We start from the raw sequence: 23,691 nt of genomic DNA, 5'->3' as shown, positions 1-23,691 counted from the left end.
AACCCCGCCCGCTCAGCCCCGGCCGGGGGCGGTCACCTCGATGCGGTTCGCCCACGGGTCCTCGAACGCCACGGTCCGCCCGTCGTCCGCGGTCTGCACCCCGCCGTCGTGCATCCGGGCCACGAGGGCGCCGAGGTCCTCCGCCCCGGGCACCTCGATCCGGACGAGCCCGAGTCCGAGTGCCTGCTGTCGCCGTCCGGCCCCGCGGGAGTTCCACGTGTTCATCGCCATGTGGTGGTGGTAGCCGCCCGCGCTGACAAACAGCGCCTGGTCGCCCATCGCCGCGGTCGTCGCGAAGCCCAGCCGGTCGACGTAGAACGCCTTCGCGGTGGCGACGTCCCCGACGGACAGGTGCACGTGCCCGACCCGACCGGGGCGGGCGGCCGCGGACTCGAGCGCAACCGAGGTCAGGTGCTCCTGCATGAACGCGTTCGGGTCGACGTAGATCGTGTCCATCTCGACCATGCCGTGCGTCCACGACCACTCGGTCCGGTCCCGGTCCCAGTACAGCTCGACGCCGTTGCCCTCCGGGTCCTGGAAGTAGAAGGCGTTGCTCACCAGGTGGTCGGCACTGCCCGTGAAGGTCTGCGGGTACCTCGTCGCGACCGAGTACAGCGCGGCGGCGAGGTCGGCCCGGCTGTCGAACAGGATCGCGGTGTGGAACAGACCGGCTTCGTGCGGTGCCGCGTGGCGCATCGCCGGCGCGTGCTCGAGGACCACGATCGGCGTCGTGCCACGGCCGAGCACCGCGACGCCGCCGTCCTCGGTCAGGACGCGCAGTCCGACGCCGTCGCGGTAGTACGCGACCATCGTGTCGAGGTCGGCGACCCGGAGCGTCACGGCGCCCATCCCGGTGTCCGCGGCGAGGAGGTCCTGCGTGTGCATGACCCCAGTGTGCGCCCATTTGGTTGACGCGTCAACCAAATGGGCGCGGTCAGTACCCGACCACCGTGACCCCGCACCTACCGCGCGCTGAACCCGCCGTCCGTCTTGAGCAGCTGCCCGTTCACCCAGCCGCCCTCGGGCCCGAGCAGGAAGCTGATCAGCGCCGCGGTGTCGCCCGGCGTCGAGGGGCGTCCGAGCGGCGTCTGCGCGACCACCGCCTCACGGATCTCGTCGGTGATCCACCCCGTGTCGTTCGGCCCCGGGTTCACGGCGTTCGCGCTGACGTGCACGTCACCGAGCTCCTGCGCGGCACCGACCATCAGCCGGTCGAGCGCGCCCTTGCTCGTGCCGTACGGCAGGTTGTAGCCGACGTGGTCGCTCGTCAGCGCCACCACGCGCCGCCGGTCGACCGGCGCGTCGGCACCCTCGCGCAACCGGCGCGCGTACGCCTGCACGATGAGGAACGGTGCCCGCACGTTCACCGCCAGGTGCCGGTCGAACGACTCGACCGTGGTCGACGCGTAGTCGGACTCCGTGCACTCGCAGTGCGACATGACGACGGCGGTCACGGGTGCGCCCGCCTCCGCCTCGGTGCGGTCCACGAGCGCGGCCGCCTGTTCCGGGTCGGCCAGGTCGACCGGGAGGCGCGTCACGCGTGCCCCGACACGCTCGGCCTCCGCGACGACCGCGTCCACCCCGTCGGGGTCGGCCCCGCCGTGCACGCGTGCGTCGTACGGACCCCACCAGGACAGGGCGAGGTCCCAGCCGTCGGACGCGAGTCGCGTCGCGATCGCGGCGCCGATGCCGGCGCGACGGCCGACCCCGGTCACCAGGGCGAGTGGTCGCTGGGACATGTGTCGTGCCTCCCGTCTGGTCGGCGCGACCGTGCGCCGACCCACCCAGCCTGGCACCGCACCCGGCGTCCCGACGGCGCACGGCGCCGCGTGGCGGGCAGGATGGGGACGTGCCCCGACCCAGCCGCCGCCCGTCCGACCCCGCTCGTCGCCGAGGGCCGGGCCCCGCGACGTTCCCGGTGGAGCGGCTGCGCGACCGGATGTCGTCCTACATCTACGGCAACATCACGGTGCTCGCCGTCGCGATAGCGGCCTCGCCGGAGCAGATCGAGCACGGCGCCGCGGTGCTCACGGTCCTCGCGACCGCGGTGCTGACCTACCTGGCGCACGTGCTGTCCCACGTCGTCGCGCACGCGATCGGGGACACCGGCGACGACGAGGAGCACCGCGAGACCGTGGGGGCGATCCTGCGCGACGCGAACCCGATCGCGACCTCGGGGCTCATCCCGGCCGTCCTCTACGCCGCCGCGTGGGTGGGGTGGCTGCCGGCGCAGTGGGCGCAGACCGCGGCGATCGTGATCCTCGTCGTCCGCATCGGGCTCGTCGGCGTGTTCCTGCAGCGCTTCAGCGGTCGGCGGCCGTCGTTCCTCGGGCTCTGGGGCGGCATCGTGCTCGCGGCGGTCGCGTTCGCGATCGGCGCGGTGAAGGTGCTGCTGACGCACTGATCGGCTGACGCGCTGACGCGCTGACGCGCTGACGCGCTGACCCGCTGACGCGCTGACGGCGTGCCCGGCGGCCACCCTCGCTGCTGCTGCTGCTGCTGCGGCGGACGGGCACCCGGCGCACCTGTGCGAGGATCGTCCGGCGATCGGGAGGGGACGCACGTGGACGCACGCAACGACGGTGGCGACGCCGGGACAGCACCGGGTGACCAGGCAGCACCGGGGGACGAGACCGCGCCGGGGGACGGCCGCCCCGGACGTCGGCGCAGCCCGGGCACCGTCCCCGGTCGGGCGGCCCTCGTCGCCGTCCCCGTGGCGGCAGCCGTCCTGTGGACGCTGAGCGGCGCCCTCGGGGTCGCACTGACCTGGCACAGCCTCCTGCCGAGCAGCGTCACCGCGGTCCTGCCGGCGACCCTGCCGTTCTCGCCGTGGGTCCAGCCGGTCGGGTGGGGCGTCGCCGAGACCGTGCTGGCGGCGCTGGTCCTGGCCGTCGTGGTCCGGCTCGTGCTGCCCCTGGCCGACCGCTCGACCGACCGGACCGCACGGTTCGTCGTCGCCTGGTTCGCGGTCGTGGTCGCCGCCGCGGTCGCGGGCCTCACCGTCGACCTCGCGACGATCGTCGGCAACCTGCCGGCACCCCGACTCCGCATGGTCGCCGACGGACTCGGCACCCAGGCCGCGACCGGGGCGTGGTGGGGCCTCGTGCAGGGGTGGCTGCCGGCGCTGCTCGTCCGGCGCGCCGTCGCACCCGCGGGGTCGGGCGCCGCCGAGTCGGGCGCAGCCGAGTCGGGCGCCGCCGAGTCGGGCGCCGGATCACGGTCGTCCCGTGCCGCGGGTGCCGCGGGTGCCGCGGGTGCCGCGGGTGCCGGGCGGCCGCGTCGCCGCACCGCGCGCCTCGGCACCGTCCTCGTCGCGGTCGTGGCCGCGGCTGCCGTGGTGGGCTCGGGCACGGCCGGGCTGCGGGCTGCACGGGTCGCCTCGGTGCAGGACGCCGCGCGTGCCGAGGGCGCCGACCCGGCGGACGGCGCCCTGCCCGACCCGTACGCGGAGGGCACCCCCGTCCCGACCGCAGCGCCCGGCTCCGACACCGAGCGCGACCCGTCGTGGTGCACCGAGGACCAGGCGATGCTCCTGCTCGGCGATCCGGGCGCGGGACTCGGGCACCGCAGCCAGACGCTCCGGCTGACGAACTCCACCGATGCCCCGTGCGTCGTCGAGGGCTACCCCGACGTGGCGTTCGCCGACCAGAACGGCCACGAGCTCGACGTCACGGTGGAGCACGGGGGCTCGTACCTCGCGGCCGACCCCGGGCCCACGCGGTTCGAACTGCCGGCCGGGGCGTCCGCCGTGACGACGCTCGGCTGGGGTGCCGGGGGCACCTCGGACGCGCTCGTCACCCGCACGCTGTGGGCCGCGTCGTTCCCGGGCGACCGTCGCGGGTCCTGGCCGGTCGACCTCGACGTGGTCGCGGGCACGACCGTGAGCGTGACGGCGTGGTCGCTCGAGCCGGCCCAGCCTGCGGCGTCCTGACCGCCCCTGACCGGGCGACCCGCGACGGGCCGGCGTCAGCAGCGCGCCGTCAGCAGCCCGTCGTCGCCAGCCGGTCGTCAGCAGCCGGGCGTCAGCAGCCCGTCGTCGCCAGCGTGACCGTCGCGACGTCGTCGTTCGACACCGTCGTCTCGACCGGGCACAGGTCGCGCGCACGGACCGTGACCGCGCCGAGCGGCACCCCGGCGAAGTCGGCGGTCCCGCCCGGGAACACCCGCTGGTGCTCGGAGAGCTTGCCGGTCGCCGCGTAGACCTGCACCTCGTAGGGGTGCTGCGCGGCGTCCGCCGACACCGTGACCGTGATCTGCCCGGTCGAGTCGTGTGCCCCGCAGCCCGTGAGCGACAGCCCGGTGAGGGCGACGACCGTCACCGCGAGGACGGGACGGAGGAACGAGGGGCCACGGGACACCCGGCCAGCGTACGCCGCGGGGCGCAGCCCGACGGCCGGGTGCGGGCCCGGACGCGCCCGGTGCCGCCCCGACTCCGACCCCGGACTCCTCCCCGGGTCCAGCCCGCGTTCGGCGGATACCCAGCGCGGGGTCCTCCGGACTGGGGACGAGCACGCCGCCCGCGCCGCGATACCGTTGACGGCATGCACCAGGGGACCTCACCAACCTCCGCCGAACGAACCGGATCAGCCGAACGAACCGGATCGGCCGAACCGGCCGGATCAGCCGAACCCGACAGATCAGCCGAACCGACCGCGCCGGTCGGCCCAGCCGCGCCGACCACGCCGACCGCGTCGGCCACGCCGGTCACACCGGAGGCCGCGCGACGCGCGGCCCTCGTCGCCGCGCTCGACGTCGTCGAGGGCGGCGCCGAGGAGCGCTTCGACCGCATCACCCGGATCGCCCGCGAGGCGTTCGGCGTCTCCGGCTCGTTCCTCAACCTCGCCGGCACCGACGTCCTGACGATCCACTCGCAGCAGAGCGACCAGTTCTTCGGCCCGACGATCCCGCTGCACGACACCTTCTGCGGGCGCACGCTGTCCGAGTCCGGCCCCGTCGTGGTCCCCGACGCCCGGGCCGACGAGCGCTACGCCGACATGCCCATGGTGGTCGACGACCCCAACGTCCGGTTCTACGCCGGTGTCCCGCTCCGCGTCGGCGACGAGGCCGTCAAGGTCGGCACGCTCTGCCTGGTCGACCCGGCACCGCGCACGCTCGACCCCGACGACCTCGCCCTGCTCGAGGAGCTCGGGGTCTGGGCGGAGCGCGAGCTCGCCGCGGGCGCCGACGAGGACCGGCTCCGCGACGTCCTGGCGAACCTGCAGCCGACGCCGATCAGCGTGCCCGGCTACCGCATCGGCGGCATGTCCGTCCCGCACGGCGTGGTCTCCGGCGACCTGCACGACTGGCGCCGGAGCGGGGACGACCTGCACGTCACCGTCGCCGACGTGATGGGGAAGGGCATGTCCGCGGGACTCCTCGCCGCGACGATCCGTGGTGCCCTCCTCGCGCGGCCCGGTGCCGACCCGGAGCACGTGGTCGCCGCCCTCGACGAGCAGGTCGCGCCGGACCTCGGTCGCGCGAGCTCGTTCGCGACGATGTTCCACGCCCGCCTGGCACCCGCGACCGGGCAGCTCGACTTCGTCGACGCCGGCCACGGGCTGGTCCTGCAGATGCGCGCCGACGGCGCCGAGCGGACCCTCCTGTCGAGCGACCTGCCGATCGGCCTGCACCCGTCCGGCTTCGAGCGGACGTCGGGGTCGATCGTGCTCGAGCCCGGTGACGTGCTCGTCGTCGTGAGCGACGGCGCGCTCGAGCTCTGGGACTCCACGCTCGCCGCACTGTCGCGACTCGGTGCGCTCTGGCGCGAGGAGCCCGACATCGACGCGTTCCTCGCCCGCGTGCGGGCCCGTGCCGTCGAGCACGACCCGGGCGACGACCTGACCGTGGTGGTGCTGGCGCGCGACTGACGCGCACCACGTGCGCCGCGGCGGACGCTGCGCGCTGCGCTGCGCCGGGACGGACGGGAGGCCCGTGGCGGGCCCGCCACGGGCCTCCCGTCCGTCCCGACCCGCGCCCTGCGGCGCGGGGTCCGCGTCAGGCGCCCAGGCGCTCGATGAGCTCCCGGTACCGCAGGGCCGTCCGCGTCACGATCTCGTCGGGCAGCACCGGCGGGGTGCCCTGCCGGTCCCAGTGCGCGCTGAGCCAGTCGCGCACGATCTGCTTGTCGAACGAGTCGGTGCGGTTCCCGGAGCGGGCGTCCCAGTAGCGGCTCGAGTCACTCGTGAGGACCTCGTCGGCGATCCGGACGACCCCGTCGGCGTCGCGGCCGAACTCGAACTTCGTGTCGGCGATGACCACGTCGTGCTCGAGCGCGATCGCCGCGGCCTCGGCGTAGACCCGCAGCGACAGGTCGCGGAGCGTCGCCGCGTCCTCGGCGCCGACGAGCTCGACGGTCTGTTCGTACGAGATGTTCTCGTCGTGCTCGCCCTGCGGCGCCTTGTACGCGGGCGTGTAGATCGGCTCCGGCAGGCGGTCGCCCTCGGACAGGCCCGGGGGGAGTGCGACGCCGCAGACGCTGCCGGACTCGCGGTACTCGGCCCAGCCGCTGCCGACCAGGTACCCGCGGACCACGCACTCGACCGGGAACATGTCGAGCGGCAGCACGTGCATCGACCGCGCGGCGACCTCGGCGGGTACGGGTGTGCCGCCGGCGTCGTCCGGGACGAGGTGGTTCGGGACGTCGGCGAGCAGGTCGAACCAGTGGCGCGCGAGCCGGGTGAGCAGTTCGCCCTTGCCCGGGATCGGGGGTTCGAGCGCGAAGTCGTAGGCGCTCACCCGGTCCGAGGCCACGAGCAGGAGTTCGGTGGCGCTCGCCACGTCCGCGGTGCCCTCCGGGACGTAGAGCTCGCGGACCTTGCCCGAGGAGACGTGCCGCCAACCGGGCAGCCCGGCAGCGGCGGTCACCGGGCGACCTTCGCGGCGATGTCGGTGCGGAACTGCGCGCCCTCGAGCGCGATGTCGCCGATCCCGGCGTAGGCGCGCTCGCGGGCCTCGGCGAACGAGGACCCGGTCGCGACGACGCTGAGCACCCGCCCGCCGGTCGCGACGAGCTCGTCGTCGAGCACCCCGGTGGCGGCGTGCGCGACCGAGACGCCCTCGCGCGCGTTCGCGGCGTCGACACCGGTGATCACGCGACCGGTCACCGGGTTCTCCGGGTAGCCCTCGCTCGCGAGGACGACCGTCACGGCGACGTCGTCGCGGAACGCGGGCTCGGGGGCGTTCGCGAGCTGCCCGGTCGCCGCGGCGGACAAGAGCTCGCTCAGCGGCGTCACGAGGCGGGGGAGGACCACCTGGGTCTCGGGGTCGCCGAAGCGTGCGTTGAACTCGATCACCCGGACGCCCTGCTCGGTGACGATCAGGCCGCAGTACAGCAGGCCGACGAAGGGCGTGCCCTCGTGCTCGAGCCGGCGGACGGTGGGCAGCGCGACCAGGTCGGTGACCTCGTCGACGAACGCCCGCTCGGAGGCCCACCGCTCGGTCAGCCACGGCAGCGGCGAGTACGCGCCCATGCCGCCCGTGTTCGGCCCGGTGTCGCCGTCGCCCAGGCGCTTGTGGTCCTGCGCGGGGCTCAGCGCGCGGACGTCGTGCCCGTCGCTGAGGAAGAACAACGAGACCTCTTCGCCGTCGAGGAACTCCTCGACCACGACGCCGCCGTGCTGCAACCAGTAGGTCGCGTGGTCGACGGCGGCCTGGCGGTCCTCGGTCACGAGGACGCCCTTGCCCGCGGCGAGGCCGTCCGCCTTGACGACGTAGGGTGCGCCGAGCTCGTCGATGGCCGCGACGGCCTCGTCGACGGTGCCGGCGTACACCGGACGCCCGGTCGGCACACCGGCCTCGGCCATGATGCGCTTCGCGAAGGCCTTCGAGCCCTCGAGCTGCGCGGCGGCCTTGCCGGGGCCGAACACCGGGATGCCCCGGGTGCGCAGGGGATCGGCGACGCCCGCGATGAGCGGCGCCTCGGGCCCGACGACGACGAGGTCGACGCCGTTCTCGATCGCGTACTCGGCGACGAGCGCGCCGTTCGTGGGGTCGAGGGACACGGTCTCGACGTCGGCGGCGATGCCGGCGTTGCCGGGGGCCACCGTGATGACGTGTCCGGCCTGCTCGGCGAGGAGGGCCGTCGTGATGGCGTGCTCGCGGGCACCGGAACCGAGGACGAGGATTCGCACCCGATCACCCTACCGATGGCGACACGCCGTCCGCGAAGCGGGGGCTAGCCTGTGGACATGCCACCGCGGAGGATCGAGGACGCCGAGGGGCGCGCGGCGCTCGCCGCCGTGCAGCAGGGCTCGACCGTGCGGAGCGACGTCGCGACCGCCGTCCGCTGGACGTTGCAGCGGCTCGCCGACGACGTCCCCGGCAACAGCGTCGAGGTGCGGGTCCCGCCGTTCGCGGCCGTGCAGGCGGTCCCCGGTCCCCGGCACACCCGCGGGACGCCGCCGAACGTCGTCGAGATGGACGCGACGACCTGGCTCGCCCTGGCGACCGGCGACCTGCGCTGGGCCGACGCGGTCGGGACGGCACGTGTCAGTGCCTCCGGCTCGCGGGCCGACCTGGCGGCGTTCCTGCCGGTGCGCGTCGCGGCCTGAGGCCGCTCGCCCGCCGAGGTCGTTCGCCTGCCTCACGGCTTTAGGTAGGTCCTACCGATGCGCCGCACGCAACCGGTTGCGTAACGTGAGAAGTCGCCGGGATTCGGACCCGACCCGAACGGGTCCGAACCCGGCGACAGGGTCCAAGGTACGCGACGTGTCACACGTGTTGTCAACCGTGGCGGCGCGTCGTGCTGCAATCCGCAACCGATTCGCAGGTTCCGCGCGCCCGTTTCCGTGACGAGGCGTCACGATCCTGGCTCTGCGACAGGTGTCGGCAGCGCCCGGACCTGGGCTCGTGAGCGTCCGGATGTCCGTTCAGCGCGGTCCGAGCATCTCGACGAGCTCCGACCGCCCGTGCAGGTCCCACTTCGAGAACACCCGCGACACGTGGGCGTCGATCGTCCGGACCGACAGGCCGAGCGACTCCGCGATGCGCCGGTTGCTCAGCCCCTGCGCCGCGAGCTGGGCGACCTCGTACTCCCGGTGCGTCAGCGGCGGCTTGAACCGTCCCGCCGAGACCGCCATGCCGTGCGTCGCGAGGGTGGCCTGCGCGGCGACGAGCCGACCCTTGTCGCGGGACCGGACGGCGTCGGCGTACTCGACGATCGCCGCGGCGAGCGGCCCGTCCACCCGTGCGGCGGCGGCGCGCATCCGGGCGAGCGACCCCGTCACGTCGCGCCCGTTCATCATGTCGTTCGTGTAGTGCAGCGCCTGCCCGTACATCACGTGCACCCAGGCGCCGGTCGCCGTCGAGCGCTCGATGATGTCGTCCGCGCGCTGCAGTCCCGCCGGGAGCCCGAGCACCGCCTCGGTCCACGCGATCGACATCGCGACCTGCTCCCCGGTGATGCGCATCGCGCGGAGCGGCGTCGTGCGGGCACGGTCGAGCGCGACGGCGGCCTCGTCGGCGCGTCCGGCGTACGCGAGCGCCATCGCCAGGCGTGCCCACGGGTAGGCCGCGAACCCGCCGTGGTCGGCGACGTCGTACCGCTCGCACGCGGCCGAGAAGGCGGTCACGGCGTCGTCCCACCGCCGGCTGCCGAGCGCCTGGTTGCCGACGCCGATGAGTTCGAGGGTGAAGTCGTACTTCAGGAACGGGCTCGCACGCCGGACGGGGATCTCGGTGAGCATCGTCGCGACGTCACCGCGCCAGACCTGCACCTGGTGCAGGACCGACACGACCTCGCCGACGCTCCACGGCGCCTCCTCGACGTGCTCGACCGCGGTCGCCAGCGCGCGCCGGCCCAGTGCGAGGGCGTCGTCGAGCCGCCCCGCGGTGCCGAGTGCCATCACGGCGCAGGGGGCCACGCACAGGAACGCGACCGGGACCGTGGGCTGCTCGAGGACGCCCGAGCGCTCGACCTCGTCGCGGACGGCCTCGAACCGGCCGCCCCAGCCGAGGTGTGCCAGGCGGAGCAGACGCAGGCGCTCGACGGTCTCCGGTCCGACGAGCCCGGCCGCGGTCTCGGTCAGCGCGACCGCGGCGAGCACGTCGTCGTCGTGGAACTGGCGGATGTTCGCCAGCGTCTCGCAGGCCTCGACCACCATCGTGTCGCCGACCTCGGCCGGTCGGGTCCGGGCGAGCCGCCACGCGGCCTCGGCGTCCACCCGCCCGGCCTCGCGCCCGGTGCTGTACGAGAACGCGATCGAGCGCAGCACGTGCGCGGTGACCCGCTCCCGGGCGGTCAGGGCGGTGCCGAGCGCGGCCGACGCCAGCGCCGTCGCGCTCTCCTGCTCCTGCAGGCGGACGGCGATCTCCGTCGCGTCGAGCAGCTGCGCCACCGGGGGCAGGATCCCGCAGTCGAGGGCCCACAGTGCCGCGCGGAGCCGGGCGGCGGGCGGTGCCCCCTCGGACTGGTCGGCGCGGAAGGCGTTGGCGCGCGCGAACAGGGCGCTGCGCCGGGCGACCGGGACCAGGGATCGGACGACCTCGCCGACGAGCGGGTGCGAGGGCCTCGCGACCCGCGTGCAGTCCTCGCCGGTCTCGATGGTCACGAGACCGAGCCCCACGACCCGGTCGACGTCGCCGCCGGACACGAGTCGGAGCAGGCGTCCGAGCGGGATCGGGTCGGCGAGCGCGACGATGTCGACCACGTCGCGCAGGTCCTCGGGCAGGGCGCCGAGCTCGGTGCGGTACATGTCCGCCAGGCTCCTCGACGCCGTGACCCGGCCGCGCCAGTACCACCCGGACGCGGTCTGCTCGAGGGCGCCCGACGCGAGGGCGGCGCGGACCACCTCGCGCAGGTAGAGCGGGTTGCCGGCCGTCGCGCGGTGCACGCGTTCCGTCGACGCGGTCTCGAGCTGGGCACCGAGGGCGCTCGCCACGAGGTCGCCGGTCTCCTGCAGGTCGAGCGGCGCGAGGTCGATGCGCTCGAGCAGGTCGTCCTGCCACAGGGCGCGCAGCGGGTCGGACAGTGCCGAGAAGTCCCGGCAGGTCAGGACGAGCCGGGCACCCTGGTCGCGGACGAGCCACGCGACGTAGCGCGCGGAGATCGCGTCGAGGTGGTCCGCGTCGTCGACCCGGAGCAGGACGTCGCGGTCCGCCAGGTCGGTCGTCTCGCGGAGCCGCTGTGCCGCCGCGGCGTCGTCCACCAGCTCGGCGAGGGCCTCGGGGAGCTCCCCGAAGCGGTCGGCGACGGCACCGAAGGGCATCGCGCGCCCCGAGGCGACGGCGGTGATCGGGACGACGACGGTGCGGCCGGAGGGGTCGCGACGGGCGACCCGGTCGGTGACCCGGGCGGCGGTCGAGGTCTTGCCGAGGCCGGGGGCGCCGACCAGTGCGACGCTCCAGCGGTGCTCCGCCACGACCGACACCGCACGGTCCTCCTCGCGGCGCTGCACGATCGGCCACGGCACGCGCGCGGGGATCCCCGGGCGCCGGGCGTCGTCAGCGGTCCGTCCGTGCACCGGTCGCCTCCCCTCGTGGTCGCTCGTCGTGTCGCTCGTCGTCGGTGTCCGGGACACCGGACCGACCCGGCCGTCGGACATCGTCCTCGACGGCACGGTCCCCTCCCGACCCGGTGCGTTCCGCGGATACCGACGGGTAGCGACCATCCTCTCCCGGACGGGCCGGGGGCGCCAGGCCGGAGCACGTCCCACAGTGGGGGACAATGGACGGGTGAGCGACACCGACCGACCCGACGAGCGCCCGTCCGTGGCGCCGGCACCGAACGCCGTCACCTCGCCGGACGAGGTCACCATCCGCCGCGCACCCAAGTTCGGGGTCTTCATCCTCGGCGGAGCGGTGCTCGGCTTCCTCGCCACGCTCGTCGTCGTGTCGGTCACGATGGACATCGACCGCGGCGACCAGCAGGACGCCAGCTTCGGCACCCTCGTCGGCTACTTCTCGCTCTGGGGCGTCACCATCGGCGCGGCCGTCGGTGCGGTCGTCGCCGTCGTGCTCGACCGGGTCCTCGCCCGCCGGGCCGCCCGCCTGACGGCGGAGCGCGTCGCGGTCGAACCGGTCCCCGACACCGTCGACGGCGAGATCGAGGACCACGGCACCCCGGCGCAGCCCCCGCGGGCCGACACGGACCCGTCGGCGGACACCGACCGCTGACGGTCGCCACCACACGACGGTCGCCACCACACGACGGACGGGAGGCGCGGTGCCAGCCGGCACCGCGCCTCCCGTCCGTCTGTAGGTCGCGTCGTGACGCGACCTAGCTGAGCTGGTTCGCCTCGACCCAGGAGAGGTACTCGGGCGTGACCGAGCCGGTCACGTACTCGCCCGTGAAGCAGCTCATCTCGAGGTCGGTGACGTCCGACCCCTCGATGATCGCGTCGCGCATGTCCGCGACCTCCTGGTAGATGAGGTGGTCGCTGCCGAGGACGCGGTTGATCTCGGGGATCTTCCGGTCGTGCGCGATGAGCTCCATGCGCGTCGGCATGTTGATGCCGTAGACGTGCGGGAAGCGCACCGGGGGAGCGGCGCTCGTGAACGTGACCTCGTTCGCGCCGGCGGCCCGGGCCATCTCGACGATCTCGCGGCTCGTCGTGCCGCGCACGATCGAGTCGTCGACGATGAGGACGTTCTTGCCCTTGAACTCGGAGGACATCGCGTTGAGCTTCTGCCGGACGGACCGCTTGCGCTCCGCCTGTCCCGGCATGATGAAGGTGCGGCCGACGTAGCGGTTCTTGAAGAAGCCCTCGCGGTAGTCGATGCCGAGCTTCTGCGCGACCTGCATGGCGGCGGGACGCGAGGAGTCCGGGATCGGCATCACGACGTCGATGTCGCCGGTGGGGGCGTACTGCGCGATCGTGTCGGCCAGGCGGTTGCCGAGGCGGAGACGGGCCTCGTAGACCGAGATGCCGTTCATGACCGAGTCGGGACGGGCCAGGTAGACGTACTCGAACGAGCACGGCACGAGACGCGGGTCCTTCGCGCACTGGCGGGCGTGCATCTGGCCGTTCATCTCGATGAAGACGGCCTCGCCGGGGGCGATGTCGCGCACGATGTCGTAGCCGCCGGACTCGAGCACGAGCGACTCCGAGGCGACGACCCACTCGGGCTGCCCGGCCTCGTCGAACTTGTGCCCGAGGATGAGCGGCCGGATGCCGTACGGGTCGCGGAACGCGAGCAGACCGTGGCCCGCGATCGTCGCGATCGTGGCGTACGAGCCCTCGACGCGCTCGTGCACGCGCTCGACCGCGTCGAACACCTGGCCGGCGTCGAGCTCGCTTCCGCGGACCTGGCCCTGGAGCTCGTGCGCCAGGACGTTGACGAGCAGCTCGGTGTCGCTCGTGGTGTTGAGGTGCCGACGGTCGATGTCGAACAGCTCGCGGGTGAGCTCCCGCGTGTTCGTGAGGTTGCCGTTGTGCACCAGGACGATGCCGTACGGGGCGTTCACGTAGAAGGGCTGGGCCTCTTCCTCGTTGCTCGCGACGCCCTTGGTGGCGTACCGGACGTGGCCGAGGCCCATCGTCCCGAGCAGTGCCCGCATGTCACGGGTGCGGAAGCCCTCGCGGACGTGGCCGCGTGTCTTGTGCATGTGGTGCACGCGACCCTCGACCGTGGCGATGCCCGTCGAGTCCTGGCCCCGGTGCTGCAGGAGCAACAGGGCGTCGTAGATGGATTGGTTGACGGGCCCCTGCGCAACGAGGCCGACGATGCCGCACATTCGCGGAGTGCTCCAGACCGTAGGATCGGGTGGTACCGAACAAGTCTGCCATGCCCCGCGGAGGACAACGCATGCCGAACCCGTACGCAGCCGCCGGCGTCGACACCGCTGCCGGTGACCTGGCCGTCGAGCTCATGAAGTCCGCCGTCTCGGCGACGCACAACGCATCGGTGCTCGGAGGGGTCGGCGGGTTCGCCGGGCTCTACGACGTGTCGTTCCTCAAGGAGTACGCGCGGCCGCTGCTCGCGACCTCGACCGACGGCGTCGGCACCAAGGTCGCCATCGCACAGGCGATCGACAAGCACGACACCATCGGCCAGGACCTCGTCGGCATGGTCGTCGACGACATCGTCGTGGTCGGTGCGAAGCCGCTGTTCATGACGGACTACATCGCCTGCGGCCGGGTCGTCCCGGAGCGCATCGCCGACATCGTCGCCGGGATCGCCCGCGGCTGCGCGGCCACCGGCACCGCGCTCGTCGGCGGCGAGACCGCGGAGCACCCGGGGCTGCTCGGCCCGGACGACTACGACGTCGCGGGCGCCGCGACCGGTGTGGTCGAGGCCGACCGCCAGCTCGGTGCACACCTGGTCGAGGACGGCGACGTGGTCGTCGCGATCGAGTCCTCCGGCCTGCACTCGAACGGCTACTCGCTCGTCCGGCACATCCTGTCGACGAAGGGCGTCGGCTACACCGACCAGCTGCCGGAGTTCGGCACCGGCGTCTCCGTCGGCGAGGCCCTGCTCGAGCCCACCCGCCTGTACACCGCGCCGCTGCTCGACCTGCTCGGGTCGCAGCCGGGCGCCGTGCACTCCCTGTCGCACGTCACCGGTGGTGGCATCGCCGCGAACCTGGCGCGCGTCCTGCCGGTCGGCACCTCGGTCGAGGTCGACCGCGCCACCTGGACCCCGCCCGCGGTGTTCCGGGTGCTCACGGACATGGCCGGGACGCCGATCGAGGACACCGAGTCGACCTGGAACCTCGGCATCGGGATGTTCGCGGTCGTCGCGGCGTCGGCGGCCGAGTCGGTCGTCGCGGCGCTCGGTGCCGCGGGGCTGCCCGCGTGGACGGTCGGTGCGGTGTCGACGGCGCAGCGCGACCTGACCGGGTTCGAGCAGGGCGCGAAGGGCGTCGACGGGGGAGCCGTCCGCCTGGTGGGGTCCTACCGGGCCTGAGCGCGGGGCGCGGCGCGGCTCGTTGCGCTGCCCGAGGTTCCACGATCTCGGCACCCCGAGCTCCGAGCGGGCCGTCATCGGCACCTCGACGCTTCCCGCGCGGCGAGTCGTGCGACCTCGGCGGGTGGGCTCGACGCGTTGCGCGAGTGCGTGCACGCGGACGGGGACAGCGCGCGACTCCGCAGCGTGAAGACGTCGTGCGCGTGGAGACGCCGTACACGCAGCGACGCCGGAGCCACAGGTGCGCCGCACACGTGGAGACGCCGTGCACACGACGACGCCGGACACGCAGAGACGCCGTGCACCCGGAGGTGCACGGCGTGTCAGACCTCGAGGGTCAGGCGGACTTGTTCTGGTCCTGGGTGTCGAGCTCGTCCGACTCGTCCTCGACGTACTGGTCCGGACCGTACTGGTCCGCCCATCGGTCGATGTACGAGTTCTCGTCCGAGTCGTGCCCGGAGGAGAGCTCTCGCTCGAGCTCACCGTAGTTCGTCTGCGGGCTGAAGTACTTCAGCTCCCGGGCGACCTTGGTGTGCTTCGCCTTCTGACGGCCGCGCCCCATGCGTGACCCCCTCGTGATCGGCTCTGGCCCGGTCCTGGCGGGTGCGGAAGGCGACCCGGGGAACCGAACGATTCGTGGTTTGAAATCTGGCGTCCACTCTACCATCTGTGCCGTTCCGACTCGGTCGCGCCGAGCGGTCGGGCGCGTTCAGGCAGGGAGCGGCTCGGTGACGCCGCGCTTCCGGCGTGCGGATCGGAGCACGAGCGCGTCGACCGAGAACCGTCCGGGGCCGGTCAGGGCGACCGCGAGCGAGGCCACCGCGAGCACGAGGACGTACTCGAAGCCGCCGTCCTGGGCGAAGAACCCGGCCTCGGCGTGGGCCAGCAGCCCGGCCACCACCATGTCGAGGGCCAGCAGGACCCCGACGACGCGGGTGGCGACGCCGAGGACGAGGAAGACGCCGCCGACGACCTCGAGGCCGGCGACGACGGGCGCCGCGACCTCGGCGAACGGGACGCCCATGCCTGCGAAGGCCTGTGCGACGCCGGGGATGCCCTGCGCGAACTTCTGGGCGCCGTGGGCGATGAACACCACGCCGAGGACGATGCGGAGCGCGGTCAGGCCGATGGAGGTCGATGTCGTTCGCATGCCGCCGACGGTAGACGGTGACGCGTCACCGACCCCGTCCGTCCAGGCGGACGTCCCGGACTTCACCAGGGTTCCCCCAGGCTGGGGTCCGCCGAACGCAGGACACCGCGGCACGGCGGTCCGCCGAACGCAGGACACCGCGGCACGGCGGTCCGCCGAACGCAGGACACCCCGCCCGCCCGGACCGCCACGGGACGGTCCGGACCGGACGGGGTGTCCGCTCGCGGTCAGGAGTCGGCGCCGCGCCCGGTCTGCTGCTGCAGGCGGTCGATGTGCTCCGACGCCTCGGCCTTCGTGAGGTCGGCGGGGAGCTCCTCGCCGGCCTCGCGGGCGAGGGTGTCGAGGTAGCTGCGCTGCGGGCCGGTCATCGGCTCGTCACCGGTGACCCACTGCTCCGGGTCCTTGCTCGCGGTGGTGGAGGGGTCGGGACGTGCGCCGCCGAGGGTCTCGCCCTGGTGGCCGGCGTCGGGGGTCTGCTGCTCGGCGCTGTCTGCATCACTCATGGCGGTGACGGTACGCGCGGGACCGCGGGTGACCCGCAGCACGGCGTCCCCCGGACAGCGGACAGCGGACAGCGGACAACGGGGAACGGACCACGGGGAACGGACCACGGGGAACGGACCACGGACGGCCGCCGGCGACCGTCAGCACGGCCCCGGACGGCGGACGACGGAGCGCAGGGACCCCGGTCCCGTCCGTCAGCCTCCGACGACCGTGTACCGCACCAGGTCCGGCCCCACCGCGCTCGACGCGACCGGCACCGGCTCGTCCGACCCGTCCCGACGGAGCCAGATCGTCGCCGCCCGCTCGTCGATGCGCTCGACCTCGTGCAGGTCCCCGTCGAGCAGCACGGCAGCCCGGACCTCGACCGTCCCGGTGGCCGGACGCGGTGGCAGCCCGACGACGTCGGCCCCGTACACGGCGTGCTGCCCGGGCGCCAGGAACGGCGACACCGGGGTGGTGACGACCTCGAGCCCCTCGTCGACCGCGCGCACCGCGACGAGGCGGACCGCCTGGTCGGTGGGCAGCGGGACGTCGACGACCGGGGCGTCGACGGGGCCGGCCAGTGCGCGGAACGCGGGCCGACCGTCGGGGGCGAGGTGCGCCTCCAGGCCGTCGATGCGGACGCGACCGCGACCGCGGGAGTCGGCGTACCGGCCGGGCTCCAGCCCGGAACGGCGTGCCTCGAGACGGGAGACGACGATGCGGTCCGGTCGGTACCAGTCGCGCAGGGTGGCGGGGTCGACCCAGCCGATGCTCGCGACCCCGCGGGCGAGGTCGGCGTCCTCGTCGGCGGGCCGTTCGTCGACCGCTCCGAGCGGGTGTGCGCCGCGCACCGGGACCAGGCCCGCGTACGGGCCGGCGGCGGGCGGCGTGTGGTCGAGCACCTCGACGCGCTGCGACACCTTGCCGCCGTGGCCGTCGAAGGTCGCGTAGGTGCGCAGGTCGGAGTTCGTCATGTCGAGGACCGATGCTACGACCGGTCGCCGCCGTCGTTCGGAGGTCCGGCCACCACCGGCACGAGGACCCGCAGCTCACCGGTGCACAGGGACTGGTCGAGGCCCTCCGCGGGACCGGCGGGGCGGGTGGCGCGACGCGCGGGGCCGGTCGGCCGCCCCGTGTCGTCGCCGGAGGTCGGCCGCAGGCTGTTGCGCCGGTCGGACCGCAGCAGACGGTCGGCCGGCGTCCCCGAGGGAGCACCCCCGAAGCCGGCACCGGCACCGGCGGCGGCACCGGTCCCGACTCCGGTCCCCGCCCCGCCCCCGTGCGGCGCCCGCCGCAGCGCCGGCCGCACCGGTTCGCCCCGGCGCTCCTGGCCGGGCAGCGGCCGCGACCGCCGGCCGTACAGCAGCTCGGAGGAGTCGAGCAGCCACGGCACGAGCGCCACGGTGACGCCGTGCACGAGCAGCAGCTTCCTGCGGATGCGCCGGCCGCGGTGGTTGTGCAGCATCGACTCCCACCAGTGGCCGACGACGAACACCGGCGTGTAGACCGTGACGACCTCGGAGCCGTGCACCGCCCGACGCGCCTTGATGTGGTGGATGAGCGGCATCGAGATGTCCCGGTACGGGCTCGGCACGATCGTCAGCGGGACCTCGATGCCGTGCTCCGCCCACTGCTCGCGGAGTCGTTCGGCCTCGGCGTCGTCGATCGCGACGTGCACGGCCTCGAGCCCGGCGTGCTGCGCGGCGATGGCGTAGTCGACGGCCTTGAGGACGGGCTTCTGCAGCTTGTTGACGAGGACGATCGCGTGGTCGCCGCTCGCACCGAACCGGGTCTCGGCGTCGACCGCGATCTCGTGCGAGACGTCGCGGTAGTACCGGTTCACGCCGAGCATGAGGACGAACAGCACCGGCATGATGACGAAGACGAGCCAGGCGCCGTGCGTGAACTTCGTGATCGTGACGATGACCAGCACCACGGCGGTGAACGTCGCGCCGACCGCGTTGATCGTCAGGGAGCGCCGGACCTGTGCGCGGTCGAGCGGCGGCTCGCCGGCGAGTGCCCGGGTGCCGTCCCGGTCCTCGCGGAGCTGCCGGGTCCAGTGCCGCACCATGCCGGTCTGTCCGAGCGTGAACGACACGAAGACGCCGATGATGTAGAGCTGGATCAGGCTCGTGACGTTCGCCCGGTACACGACGAGCAGCGAGACGGCGACGAGCGCCAGGACGATGACGCCGTTCGAGTAGATGAGCCGGTCGCCGCGGGTGGAGAGGGCCTTCGGCGCGTACGAGTCGCGCGCCAGGATCGAGCCGAGCAGCGGGAAGCCGTTGAACGCGGTGTTCGCGGCGAGGAGCAGCACGGCAGCGGTCGTCGCCTGCACCACGTAGAACAGGACGCTCCCGTCGCCGAACGTGGCGGCGGCGATCTGCGCGATGAGGGAACGCTGCGGCGCGGTCGCGCACGCCGTGAACCCCTGCAGGTCGCAGGCCCGCTCGGCGTAGTGCACGCGGGTGACCAGGGCGAGCGTGACCAGGCCGACGAACAGCACGATCGCGATCGACCCCATCGCGACGAGCGTCTTCTGCGCGTTCGCGATCTTCGGGCGGCGGAAGGCCTGCACGCCGTTCGCGATCGCCTCGACGCCGGTCAGTGCCGAGCAGCCGGACGCGAAGGCACGGAGCAGCAGCAGGACGAACGCGGCCTGGGTGGTGTGCTCGACGTTCTGCACGGTCCACCCGGCGGACTCGGCCACGGGGGCGTGCCCGAGCGCGGCCCGCACGAGCCCGGTGACGATCATCACGAACACGGAGCCGACGAACAGGTAGGTCGGCACCGCGAAGGCCTTGCTCGACTCGCGCACGCCGCGGAGGTTCACCCCCGCGAGCAGCACGACGAACGCGACCGCGACCTCGATGCGGAACGGGTCGAGTCCGGGGAGCGCGGAGATGATGTTGTCGACGCCCGACGCGACCGACACCGCGACCGTCATGGCGTAGTCGACGAGCAGGGCGCTCGCCACGACGAGCCCGGCCTTCTCGCCGAGGTTGCGGTGCGCGACCTCGTAGTCGCCGCCGCCGGACGGGTACGCCTTGATGAGCTGCCGGTAGGACGCGACGACCACGACGAGCAGCAGCACCACGAGCGCGGCGACCCACGGCGCGAGCGTCAGGAACGCCATGCCGCCGAGCAGCAGGATCATGAGGAGTTCCTGGGGCGCGTACGCCACGGACGACAGCGGGTCGCTCGCGAAGATCGGCAGTGCCAGGTGCTTCGGGAGGAGCTGTCCCTCGAGCTTCTCGGAGGGGAGGGGATCCCCGATCAGTCGCGCCTTGAGCGACCGCACCTCGTTCGTCACGAGCGGCAAACCTACTCAGTTCACCGGACGAGTCAACACTGTGCGGATCGACAGGTGCCCCGGTCCGCCGTGCCCGCCGGGAGGCGCGCCCCGCGTCGGTCCGTCGGCCCGCGTTCCGTGGATGCGACGGACGGGAGGCGCGGCACGCCTCCCGTCCGTCGGCCCGCCTCGGTCAGAGCGAGCGGCGCAGGGTCTCGAGTCCGTCGCGCAGCCGCGTCACCGCGTCGTCGGTGAGCGTGCCGCGCGTCGCGCGGCTCCGCAGGTCGGCACCCACCTGCTGCCGGAAGGACGCGATGGCCGTCTCGACGTCGCGGAGTGCCCGGGCGCCCGCGGACGGGACGTCCTCCGGCTGCCCGGCCGACGGCGCGGTCGGCTTCGTGCGCGGTGCCTGCGCGCTCGCCGCGAGGTCGGCGCGGAGGGACCGCATCGCCTCGCCCACCGAGGCGCGGACGCCGTCGGCGAGGGACTTCACCGAGTCGGCGACGCCGTTCTCGACCGCGGCGATGTCGTCGGCGCGGGCGTCGAGCTCGGCCCGGCCGGCGTCGGTGATCGCGTAGACCGTGCGGCGGCCGTCGGTCGTCGCGGTGACGAGCCCCTCGGCCTCGAGCTTCGCCAGGCGCGGGTAGACGGTGCCGGCGCTCGGCACGTACGTGCCGCCGAAGCGGTCGCCGAGGGCCTGGATGACCTCGTACCCGTGCATGGGGCGGTCGGCCAGCAGGACGAGCAGGTACAGGCGCAGGTGGCCGTGGGCGAAGACCGGGCTCATGCGGGCGCCTCCGTCGGCTGGTCGTCAGTGCCGGTGGTCGGCTCGGTGGACGGGGTGCCCGCCCAGGCGTCGGTCACGGGCGGGGCGTGCACGACGGCGACGCCACCGGACACCGAGTTGACGCGGAGGTCGAGCCACTGGCCCGAGAGCTCCCCGGACTGCTGCACGTGCGAGCCGCGCACGCCGCGCAGCTGGGCGTCGTCGAACTGCAGCGTGCCGGTCGCGGTGCTGACGGTCGCGCGGTAGGCGACGCCGTCCTCGAGTCGGACGTCGACCGACCCCGACACGGTGTTCACCCGCGCGGAGTCGGGCGTGCCCTGCAGGTCGAGCAGCACGTCGGCGTTCACGCCGTCGGCCGTGAGCCGGGGGATCGCGCCGGTCGCGACGACGTTGCCGGACACGGTGCGCACCGTGAGGGCGCCGTCGAGTCCGCGGACCGTCGTGGTGCCGGACACCGCGTGGACCGCGAGGTCGCCGGCCAGGCCGTCCACGACGACGTCGCCCGAGACCGTGTTCACCGAGGCGCCGCGGTTCGTGCCGGAGAGCAGCGCGCCCGCCGACACGACGCCGATGGTCACGCGGGCGTCGCGGGGCACGAGCACGCTCACGTCGGCCGAGTCACGACCGCGGAAGGACTTGAGGAAGCCGAGCGGGTCCTCCCACCCGATCTGCGGGTGGTCGATGGTGAGCGTGTCGCCGTCCAGCTCGATCTTGAGCTGCTTGCCGGACACGCCGTGCACCTCGATGCGGGCGGTCGGCTCGTCGTGCGCGACGACGTCGACCTGTCCACCGGCCAGTCCGACGCGCAGGGCGCGGACGATCCCGGTGTCGATCACCTTCGGCTCGTCGACGAGCCACTTCTCCTGGGCCATGGTGCCTCCTGGTACTCGCGTTGTATCGCGTTGTGGAGGTCACGATACATCGCGTCTGCGCGGTGGACGACGGGCCTCAGCGCATCCCCAGCGAGCCGGTGGGGACGGTCCCCGTCACGGGACGGGCGTGGGTGCCGCGGCGGGGGTGGGGCGTGCCTCCCGGCCGGTGTCGGCGACCACCTGCACCGGCGACCAGGGCAGTCGACGGAACAGCGGCATGAGCGGTTGCACCAGCGGGCCGATCGCGAACGCGGCGACCACCGTGCCGACGCCGACGTCGCCGCCGAGCAGCCAGCCGACCACCACGACCGTGACCTCGATGACCGTGCGCGCGAGCCAGAGCGGCCAGCCGAACCGCTCGTGCACGCCGACCATGAGTCCGTCGCGAGCGCCCGTGCCGAGTCCGGCGCCGATGTAGCAGGCCGTCGCGACGGCGAGCAGGGCGACCCCCGCGACGAACAGCGCGACGCGGGCCACGATGCCGTCCGGTTCCGGGACGAGCCAGAGCACGAGGTCGGCGGACGGGCCGATCGCGAGCACGTTGCACAGCGTGCCGATGCCCGGGCGCTGCCGGAGTGGGATCCACAGCAGCAGGATGACGACGCTCGACACGACCGTGACCACGCCGAAGGACCACGGGAGGACGTGCTCGAGACCCTGTGTGAGCACCGTCCACGAGCCGACCCCCACGACCGCGCGGACCTGCAGGGCGGTCGCGGCCCCGTAGAGGAACAGCCCGACGAGCAGTTGCACGGAGCGGAGCACGAGCGCGGGAGAGCGGGACATGCGCCGATGGTGGCGCGGGATTGGCATGGTGGTCGAGAGCCAATCCGGCTACCGTGGACCCGTGACCCCGGTCCTCCGCAGTCCCCGGCCCCTCGGCGCCCGCGCCGCCGCGCTCCTGCTCACCGACTGGCGCGGCGGTTCCGACGCCCCCGCGTACGAGGCGCTCGCCGACGCCCTGCGCGTGCTCGTCATCGACGGGCGGATCCCGGTCGGGGTCCGCCTGCCGGCCGAACGCGGGCTCGCGGACGCCCTCGGGGTCTCGCGCACGACGGTCGCGAACGCCTACGCCCGGCTGCGCGACGACGGGTTCCTCGTGTCGCTCCGGGGCTCCGGCAGCGTCGTCCACCTGCCGCGCGACCTGGTCGGCCGTCCCGACCCGGAGCAGCTCGGCGGCGTCGTGCCCGGCGACCTGCTCGACCTGCGGAAGGCCGCGCTGCACGCCGCTCCCGAGGTCGCCGAGGCCGTCGAACGCGCGGTCCGGCACGTGCCCGCGGCGCTCGCCGGGATCGGGTACGACACCGTCGGCGACCCGGGCCTGCGGGCCGCGATCGCCGCGCGGTACACCGAGCGCGGCCTGCCCACCGACCCGGCCCAGGTCGTCGTGACGATCGGCGCGCAGCACGCGATCGCCCTGCTGGCGCGCGTGCTCGTGCGCCGCGGTGACGCCGTGCTCGTCGAGTCGCCGACCTACCCGCACGCGCACGAGGCCTTCCGTGCGGCCGGTGGCCGACTCGTCGGGGTGCCGGTCGACGCGCACGAGGGCTGGGACGAGACCGCGCTCGAGACGACCCTGCGTCGGACCGCACCCGCCGTCGCCTACGTCATGCCCGACCTGCACAACCCGACCGGGGCGGTCATGTCCGCCGCGACCCGGGACCGCCTGCTCACCGTCGCCGCGTCGACCGGCACCGTGGTCGTCGCGGACGAGACGATGGGCGAGCTGCGGATCGACGGTCCCGCCGCGGTGCCCCTGGCCGTCGCCGACCCCGCGGGCGAGCGTGTCGTCATGATCGGCTCGGCCGCCAAGGTCTTCTGGGGCGGGCTCCGGATCGGCTGGGTCCGCGCGGCTCCCGATCTGCTGCAACGGCTGCTCCTCGCCCGCCCGACGGGCGACCTCGGCACCCCGGTGCTCGACCAGCTGGTCGTGCGGGAGCTCGTCCCGCGCACGGCGGCCGTCCTGGAGGCGCGGCGCACCTTCCTGCGCGCTGGTCGCGACGACGTCGTGGCCGCGTTGCGCGCGCGGCTCCCCGAGTGGGACGTCCCGTCGCCGGCGGGCGGGTTGACGACGTGGGTCGGGCTCGGGCGGCCGGTGTCGAGCGCGCTCGTGCTCGCCGCTCGGGCCGAGGGCGTGGTGCTCGCCTCCGGCGGGGTGTTCGGCCCCGACGGCGGCTTCGAGCGGTTCCTGCGGGTGCCGTACACCGGGTCGGCGGGGGACCGGGAGCGCATGGTCGACGTGCTCGAGCGGGCGTGGGCG

At 73.9% G+C, this 23,691-nt stretch carries 22 protein-coding genes; 7 read left to right on the top strand and 15 right to left on the bottom strand.

Going from position 1 to position 23,691, the window contains the following annotated elements; translation table 11 throughout:
* Positions 1-12 precede the first annotated feature (12 nt).
* Complete coding sequence (locus BEP24_RS12110) at positions 13-885, bottom strand: VOC family protein (RefSeq protein ID WP_065963732.1); 873 nt, start codon at positions 883-885, stop codon at positions 13-15.
* A gap of 77 nt (positions 886-962) precedes the next feature.
* Positions 963-1,739 carry an SDR family oxidoreductase gene (locus tag BEP24_RS12105; protein ID WP_065963730.1) on the bottom strand — a complete coding sequence of 259 codons (777 nt, stop codon included), beginning with the start codon at positions 1,737-1,739 and terminating at the stop codon, positions 963-965.
* 110 nt (positions 1,740-1,849) lie between these two features.
* Here BEP24_RS12105 and BEP24_RS12100 point away from each other — a divergent pair, with 110 nt between their 5' ends.
* Together BEP24_RS12100 and BEP24_RS12095 are read left to right on the top strand one after the other, a co-directional pair.
* Positions 1,850-2,404: a hypothetical protein gene (locus BEP24_RS12100; RefSeq protein WP_141693449.1), complete on the top strand. Its 555-nt coding sequence runs from the start codon at positions 1,850-1,852 to the stop codon at positions 2,402-2,404.
* A gap of 159 nt (positions 2,405-2,563) precedes the next feature.
* The gene (locus BEP24_RS12095; protein WP_065963726.1) at positions 2,564-3,931 is read left to right on the top strand and encodes a DUF4232 domain-containing protein; all 1,368 of its coding nucleotides are present in this window, start codon (positions 2,564-2,566) and stop codon (positions 3,929-3,931) included.
* A gap of 91 nt (positions 3,932-4,022) precedes the next feature.
* Here the strand turns inward: BEP24_RS12095 and BEP24_RS12090 are convergent, their stop codons facing one another.
* Positions 4,023-4,358, bottom strand: a complete 336-nt coding sequence (locus BEP24_RS12090) for a hypothetical protein (protein WP_065963723.1) — start codon at positions 4,356-4,358, stop codon at positions 4,023-4,025.
* A gap of 183 nt (positions 4,359-4,541) precedes the next feature.
* Here BEP24_RS12090 and BEP24_RS12085 point away from each other — a divergent pair, with 183 nt between their 5' ends.
* Entirely contained in the window at positions 4,542-5,867 is a 1,326-nt protein-coding gene (locus BEP24_RS12085) for a GAF domain-containing SpoIIE family protein phosphatase (protein ID WP_065963720.1), read from the top strand.
* A gap of 127 nt (positions 5,868-5,994) precedes the next feature.
* Here the strand turns inward: BEP24_RS12085 and BEP24_RS12080 are convergent, their stop codons facing one another.
* A complete protein-coding gene (locus BEP24_RS12080) occupies positions 5,995-6,864 on the bottom strand; it encodes a phosphoribosylaminoimidazolesuccinocarboxamide synthase (RefSeq protein WP_065963718.1) in 870 nt (289 codons plus the stop codon).
* Entirely contained in the window at positions 6,861-8,129 is a 1,269-nt protein-coding gene (purD, locus tag BEP24_RS12075) for a phosphoribosylamine--glycine ligase (RefSeq protein WP_065963715.1), read from the bottom strand. Before purD ends, BEP24_RS12080 begins: the two co-directional genes overlap by 4 nt.
* Positions 8,130-8,186: 57 nt before the next feature.
* Between purD and BEP24_RS12070 the strand changes: the two genes are divergently transcribed.
* Positions 8,187-8,549 carry a sterol carrier family protein gene (locus BEP24_RS12070; protein WP_065963736.1) on the top strand — a complete coding sequence of 121 codons (363 nt, stop codon included), beginning with the start codon at positions 8,187-8,189 and terminating at the stop codon, positions 8,547-8,549.
* A 318-nt stretch (positions 8,550-8,867) separates the two neighbouring features.
* Here BEP24_RS12070 and BEP24_RS12065 read toward each other — a convergent pair whose 3' ends face one another.
* On the bottom strand, positions 8,868-11,540 hold the full coding sequence (locus tag BEP24_RS12065; protein WP_065963712.1) for a LuxR C-terminal-related transcriptional regulator: 2,673 nt from the start codon (positions 11,538-11,540) through the stop codon (positions 8,868-8,870).
* Positions 11,541-11,670: 130 nt separating this feature from the next.
* On the opposite strand from BEP24_RS12065, the gene BEP24_RS17840 reads away from it, so the two are divergent.
* On the top strand, positions 11,671-12,111 hold the full coding sequence (locus tag BEP24_RS17840) for a hypothetical protein (protein WP_065963710.1): 441 nt from the start codon (positions 11,671-11,673) through the stop codon (positions 12,109-12,111).
* Between the two features lie 103 nt (positions 12,112-12,214).
* Here BEP24_RS17840 and purF read toward each other — a convergent pair whose 3' ends face one another.
* Positions 12,215-13,672 carry an amidophosphoribosyltransferase gene (gene purF, locus BEP24_RS12055; protein WP_065963708.1) on the bottom strand — a complete coding sequence of 486 codons (1,458 nt, stop codon included), beginning with the start codon at positions 13,670-13,672 and terminating at the stop codon, positions 12,215-12,217.
* Between the two features lie 71 nt (positions 13,673-13,743).
* Here purF and purM point away from each other — a divergent pair, with 71 nt between their 5' ends.
* Complete coding sequence (gene purM, locus BEP24_RS12050; protein WP_083230324.1) at positions 13,744-14,844, top strand: phosphoribosylformylglycinamidine cyclo-ligase; 1,101 nt, start codon at positions 13,744-13,746, stop codon at positions 14,842-14,844.
* Positions 14,845-15,181: 337 nt separating this feature from the next.
* Here purM and BEP24_RS12045 read toward each other — a convergent pair whose 3' ends face one another.
* From BEP24_RS12045 to BEP24_RS12010, 8 genes are all read right to left on the bottom strand, one after another.
* Positions 15,182-15,406: a DUF3073 domain-containing protein gene (locus BEP24_RS12045; protein ID WP_065963704.1), complete on the bottom strand. Its 225-nt coding sequence runs from the start codon at positions 15,404-15,406 to the stop codon at positions 15,182-15,184.
* Positions 15,407-15,553: 147 nt separating this feature from the next.
* Positions 15,554-15,994: a DoxX family protein gene (locus BEP24_RS12040; RefSeq protein ID WP_065963702.1), complete on the bottom strand. Its 441-nt coding sequence runs from the start codon at positions 15,992-15,994 to the stop codon at positions 15,554-15,556.
* Positions 15,995-16,221: 227 nt separating this feature from the next.
* Positions 16,222-16,497 carry a DUF3072 domain-containing protein gene (locus BEP24_RS12035; protein WP_065963701.1) on the bottom strand — a complete coding sequence of 92 codons (276 nt, stop codon included), beginning with the start codon at positions 16,495-16,497 and terminating at the stop codon, positions 16,222-16,224.
* 195 nt (positions 16,498-16,692) lie between these two features.
* Positions 16,693-17,454, bottom strand: coding sequence for a hypothetical protein (locus BEP24_RS12030; protein ID WP_065963699.1), 762 nt, complete (start codon positions 17,452-17,454; stop codon positions 16,693-16,695).
* A 14-nt stretch (positions 17,455-17,468) separates the two neighbouring features.
* The gene (locus BEP24_RS12025) at positions 17,469-19,802 is read right to left on the bottom strand and encodes an APC family permease (protein ID WP_065963697.1); all 2,334 of its coding nucleotides are present in this window, start codon (positions 19,800-19,802) and stop codon (positions 17,469-17,471) included.
* A 163-nt stretch (positions 19,803-19,965) separates the two neighbouring features.
* Positions 19,966-20,559 (bottom strand): PadR family transcriptional regulator, encoded by a 594-nt coding sequence (locus tag BEP24_RS12020; RefSeq protein ID WP_065963696.1) that lies wholly within the window; start codon positions 20,557-20,559, stop codon positions 19,966-19,968.
* Positions 20,556-21,431, bottom strand: a complete 876-nt coding sequence (locus tag BEP24_RS12015; protein WP_065963694.1) for a DUF4097 family beta strand repeat-containing protein — start codon at positions 21,429-21,431, stop codon at positions 20,556-20,558. Before BEP24_RS12015 ends, BEP24_RS12020 begins: the two co-directional genes overlap by 4 nt.
* Positions 21,432-21,545: 114 nt before the next feature.
* Positions 21,546-22,217, bottom strand: coding sequence for a YitT family protein (locus BEP24_RS12010; protein ID WP_065963691.1), 672 nt, complete (start codon positions 22,215-22,217; stop codon positions 21,546-21,548).
* A gap of 61 nt (positions 22,218-22,278) precedes the next feature.
* Between BEP24_RS12010 and BEP24_RS12005 the strand changes: the two genes are divergently transcribed.
* The coding region (locus BEP24_RS12005; RefSeq protein ID WP_065963689.1) for a PLP-dependent aminotransferase family protein at positions 22,279-23,691 on the top strand (1,413 nt) is incomplete at its 3' end.

The sequence above is a fragment of the Curtobacterium sp. UCD-KPL2560 genome, assembly GCF_001705035.1.
In the GTDB taxonomy this organism is placed as follows: Bacteria; Actinomycetota; Actinomycetes; order Actinomycetales; family Microbacteriaceae; genus Curtobacterium.
This window is presented reverse-complemented; position numbering and strand designations above follow the sequence as displayed.

Coding starts and splice junctions, on each gene's coding strand:
- BEP24_RS12110 (WP_065963732.1), bottom strand. CDS start 885: ATGCACACGCAGGACCTCCTCGCCGCGGACACCGGGATGGGCGCCGTG.
- BEP24_RS12105 (WP_065963730.1), bottom strand. CDS start 1,739: ATGTCCCAGCGACCACTCGCCCTGGTGACCGGGGTCGGCCGTCGCGCC.
- BEP24_RS12085 (WP_065963720.1), top strand. CDS start 4,542: ATGCACCAGGGGACCTCACCAACCTCCGCCGAACGAACCGGATCAGCC.
- BEP24_RS12070 (WP_065963736.1), top strand. CDS start 8,187: ATGCCACCGCGGAGGATCGAGGACGCCGAGGGGCGCGCGGCGCTCGCC.
- BEP24_RS12065 (WP_065963712.1), bottom strand. CDS start 11,540: ATGTCCGACGGCCGGGTCGGTCCGGTGTCCCGGACACCGACGACGAGC.
- purF (WP_065963708.1), bottom strand. CDS start 13,672: ATGTGCGGCATCGTCGGCCTCGTTGCGCAGGGGCCCGTCAACCAATCC.
- purM (WP_083230324.1), top strand. CDS start 13,744: ATGCCGAACCCGTACGCAGCCGCCGGCGTCGACACCGCTGCCGGTGAC.
- BEP24_RS12045 (WP_065963704.1), bottom strand. CDS start 15,406: ATGGGGCGCGGCCGTCAGAAGGCGAAGCACACCAAGGTCGCCCGGGAG.
- BEP24_RS12040 (WP_065963702.1), bottom strand. CDS start 15,994: ATGCGAACGACATCGACCTCCATCGGCCTGACCGCGCTCCGCATCGTC.
- BEP24_RS12035 (WP_065963701.1), bottom strand. CDS start 16,497: ATGAGTGATGCAGACAGCGCCGAGCAGCAGACCCCCGACGCCGGCCAC.
- BEP24_RS12030 (WP_065963699.1), bottom strand. CDS start 17,454: ATGACGAACTCCGACCTGCGCACCTACGCGACCTTCGACGGCCACGGC.
- BEP24_RS12020 (WP_065963696.1), bottom strand. CDS start 20,559: ATGAGCCCGGTCTTCGCCCACGGCCACCTGCGCCTGTACCTGCTCGTC.
- BEP24_RS12015 (WP_065963694.1), bottom strand. CDS start 21,431: ATGGCCCAGGAGAAGTGGCTCGTCGACGAGCCGAAGGTGATCGACACC.
- BEP24_RS12010 (WP_065963691.1), bottom strand. CDS start 22,217: ATGTCCCGCTCTCCCGCGCTCGTGCTCCGCTCCGTGCAACTGCTCGTC.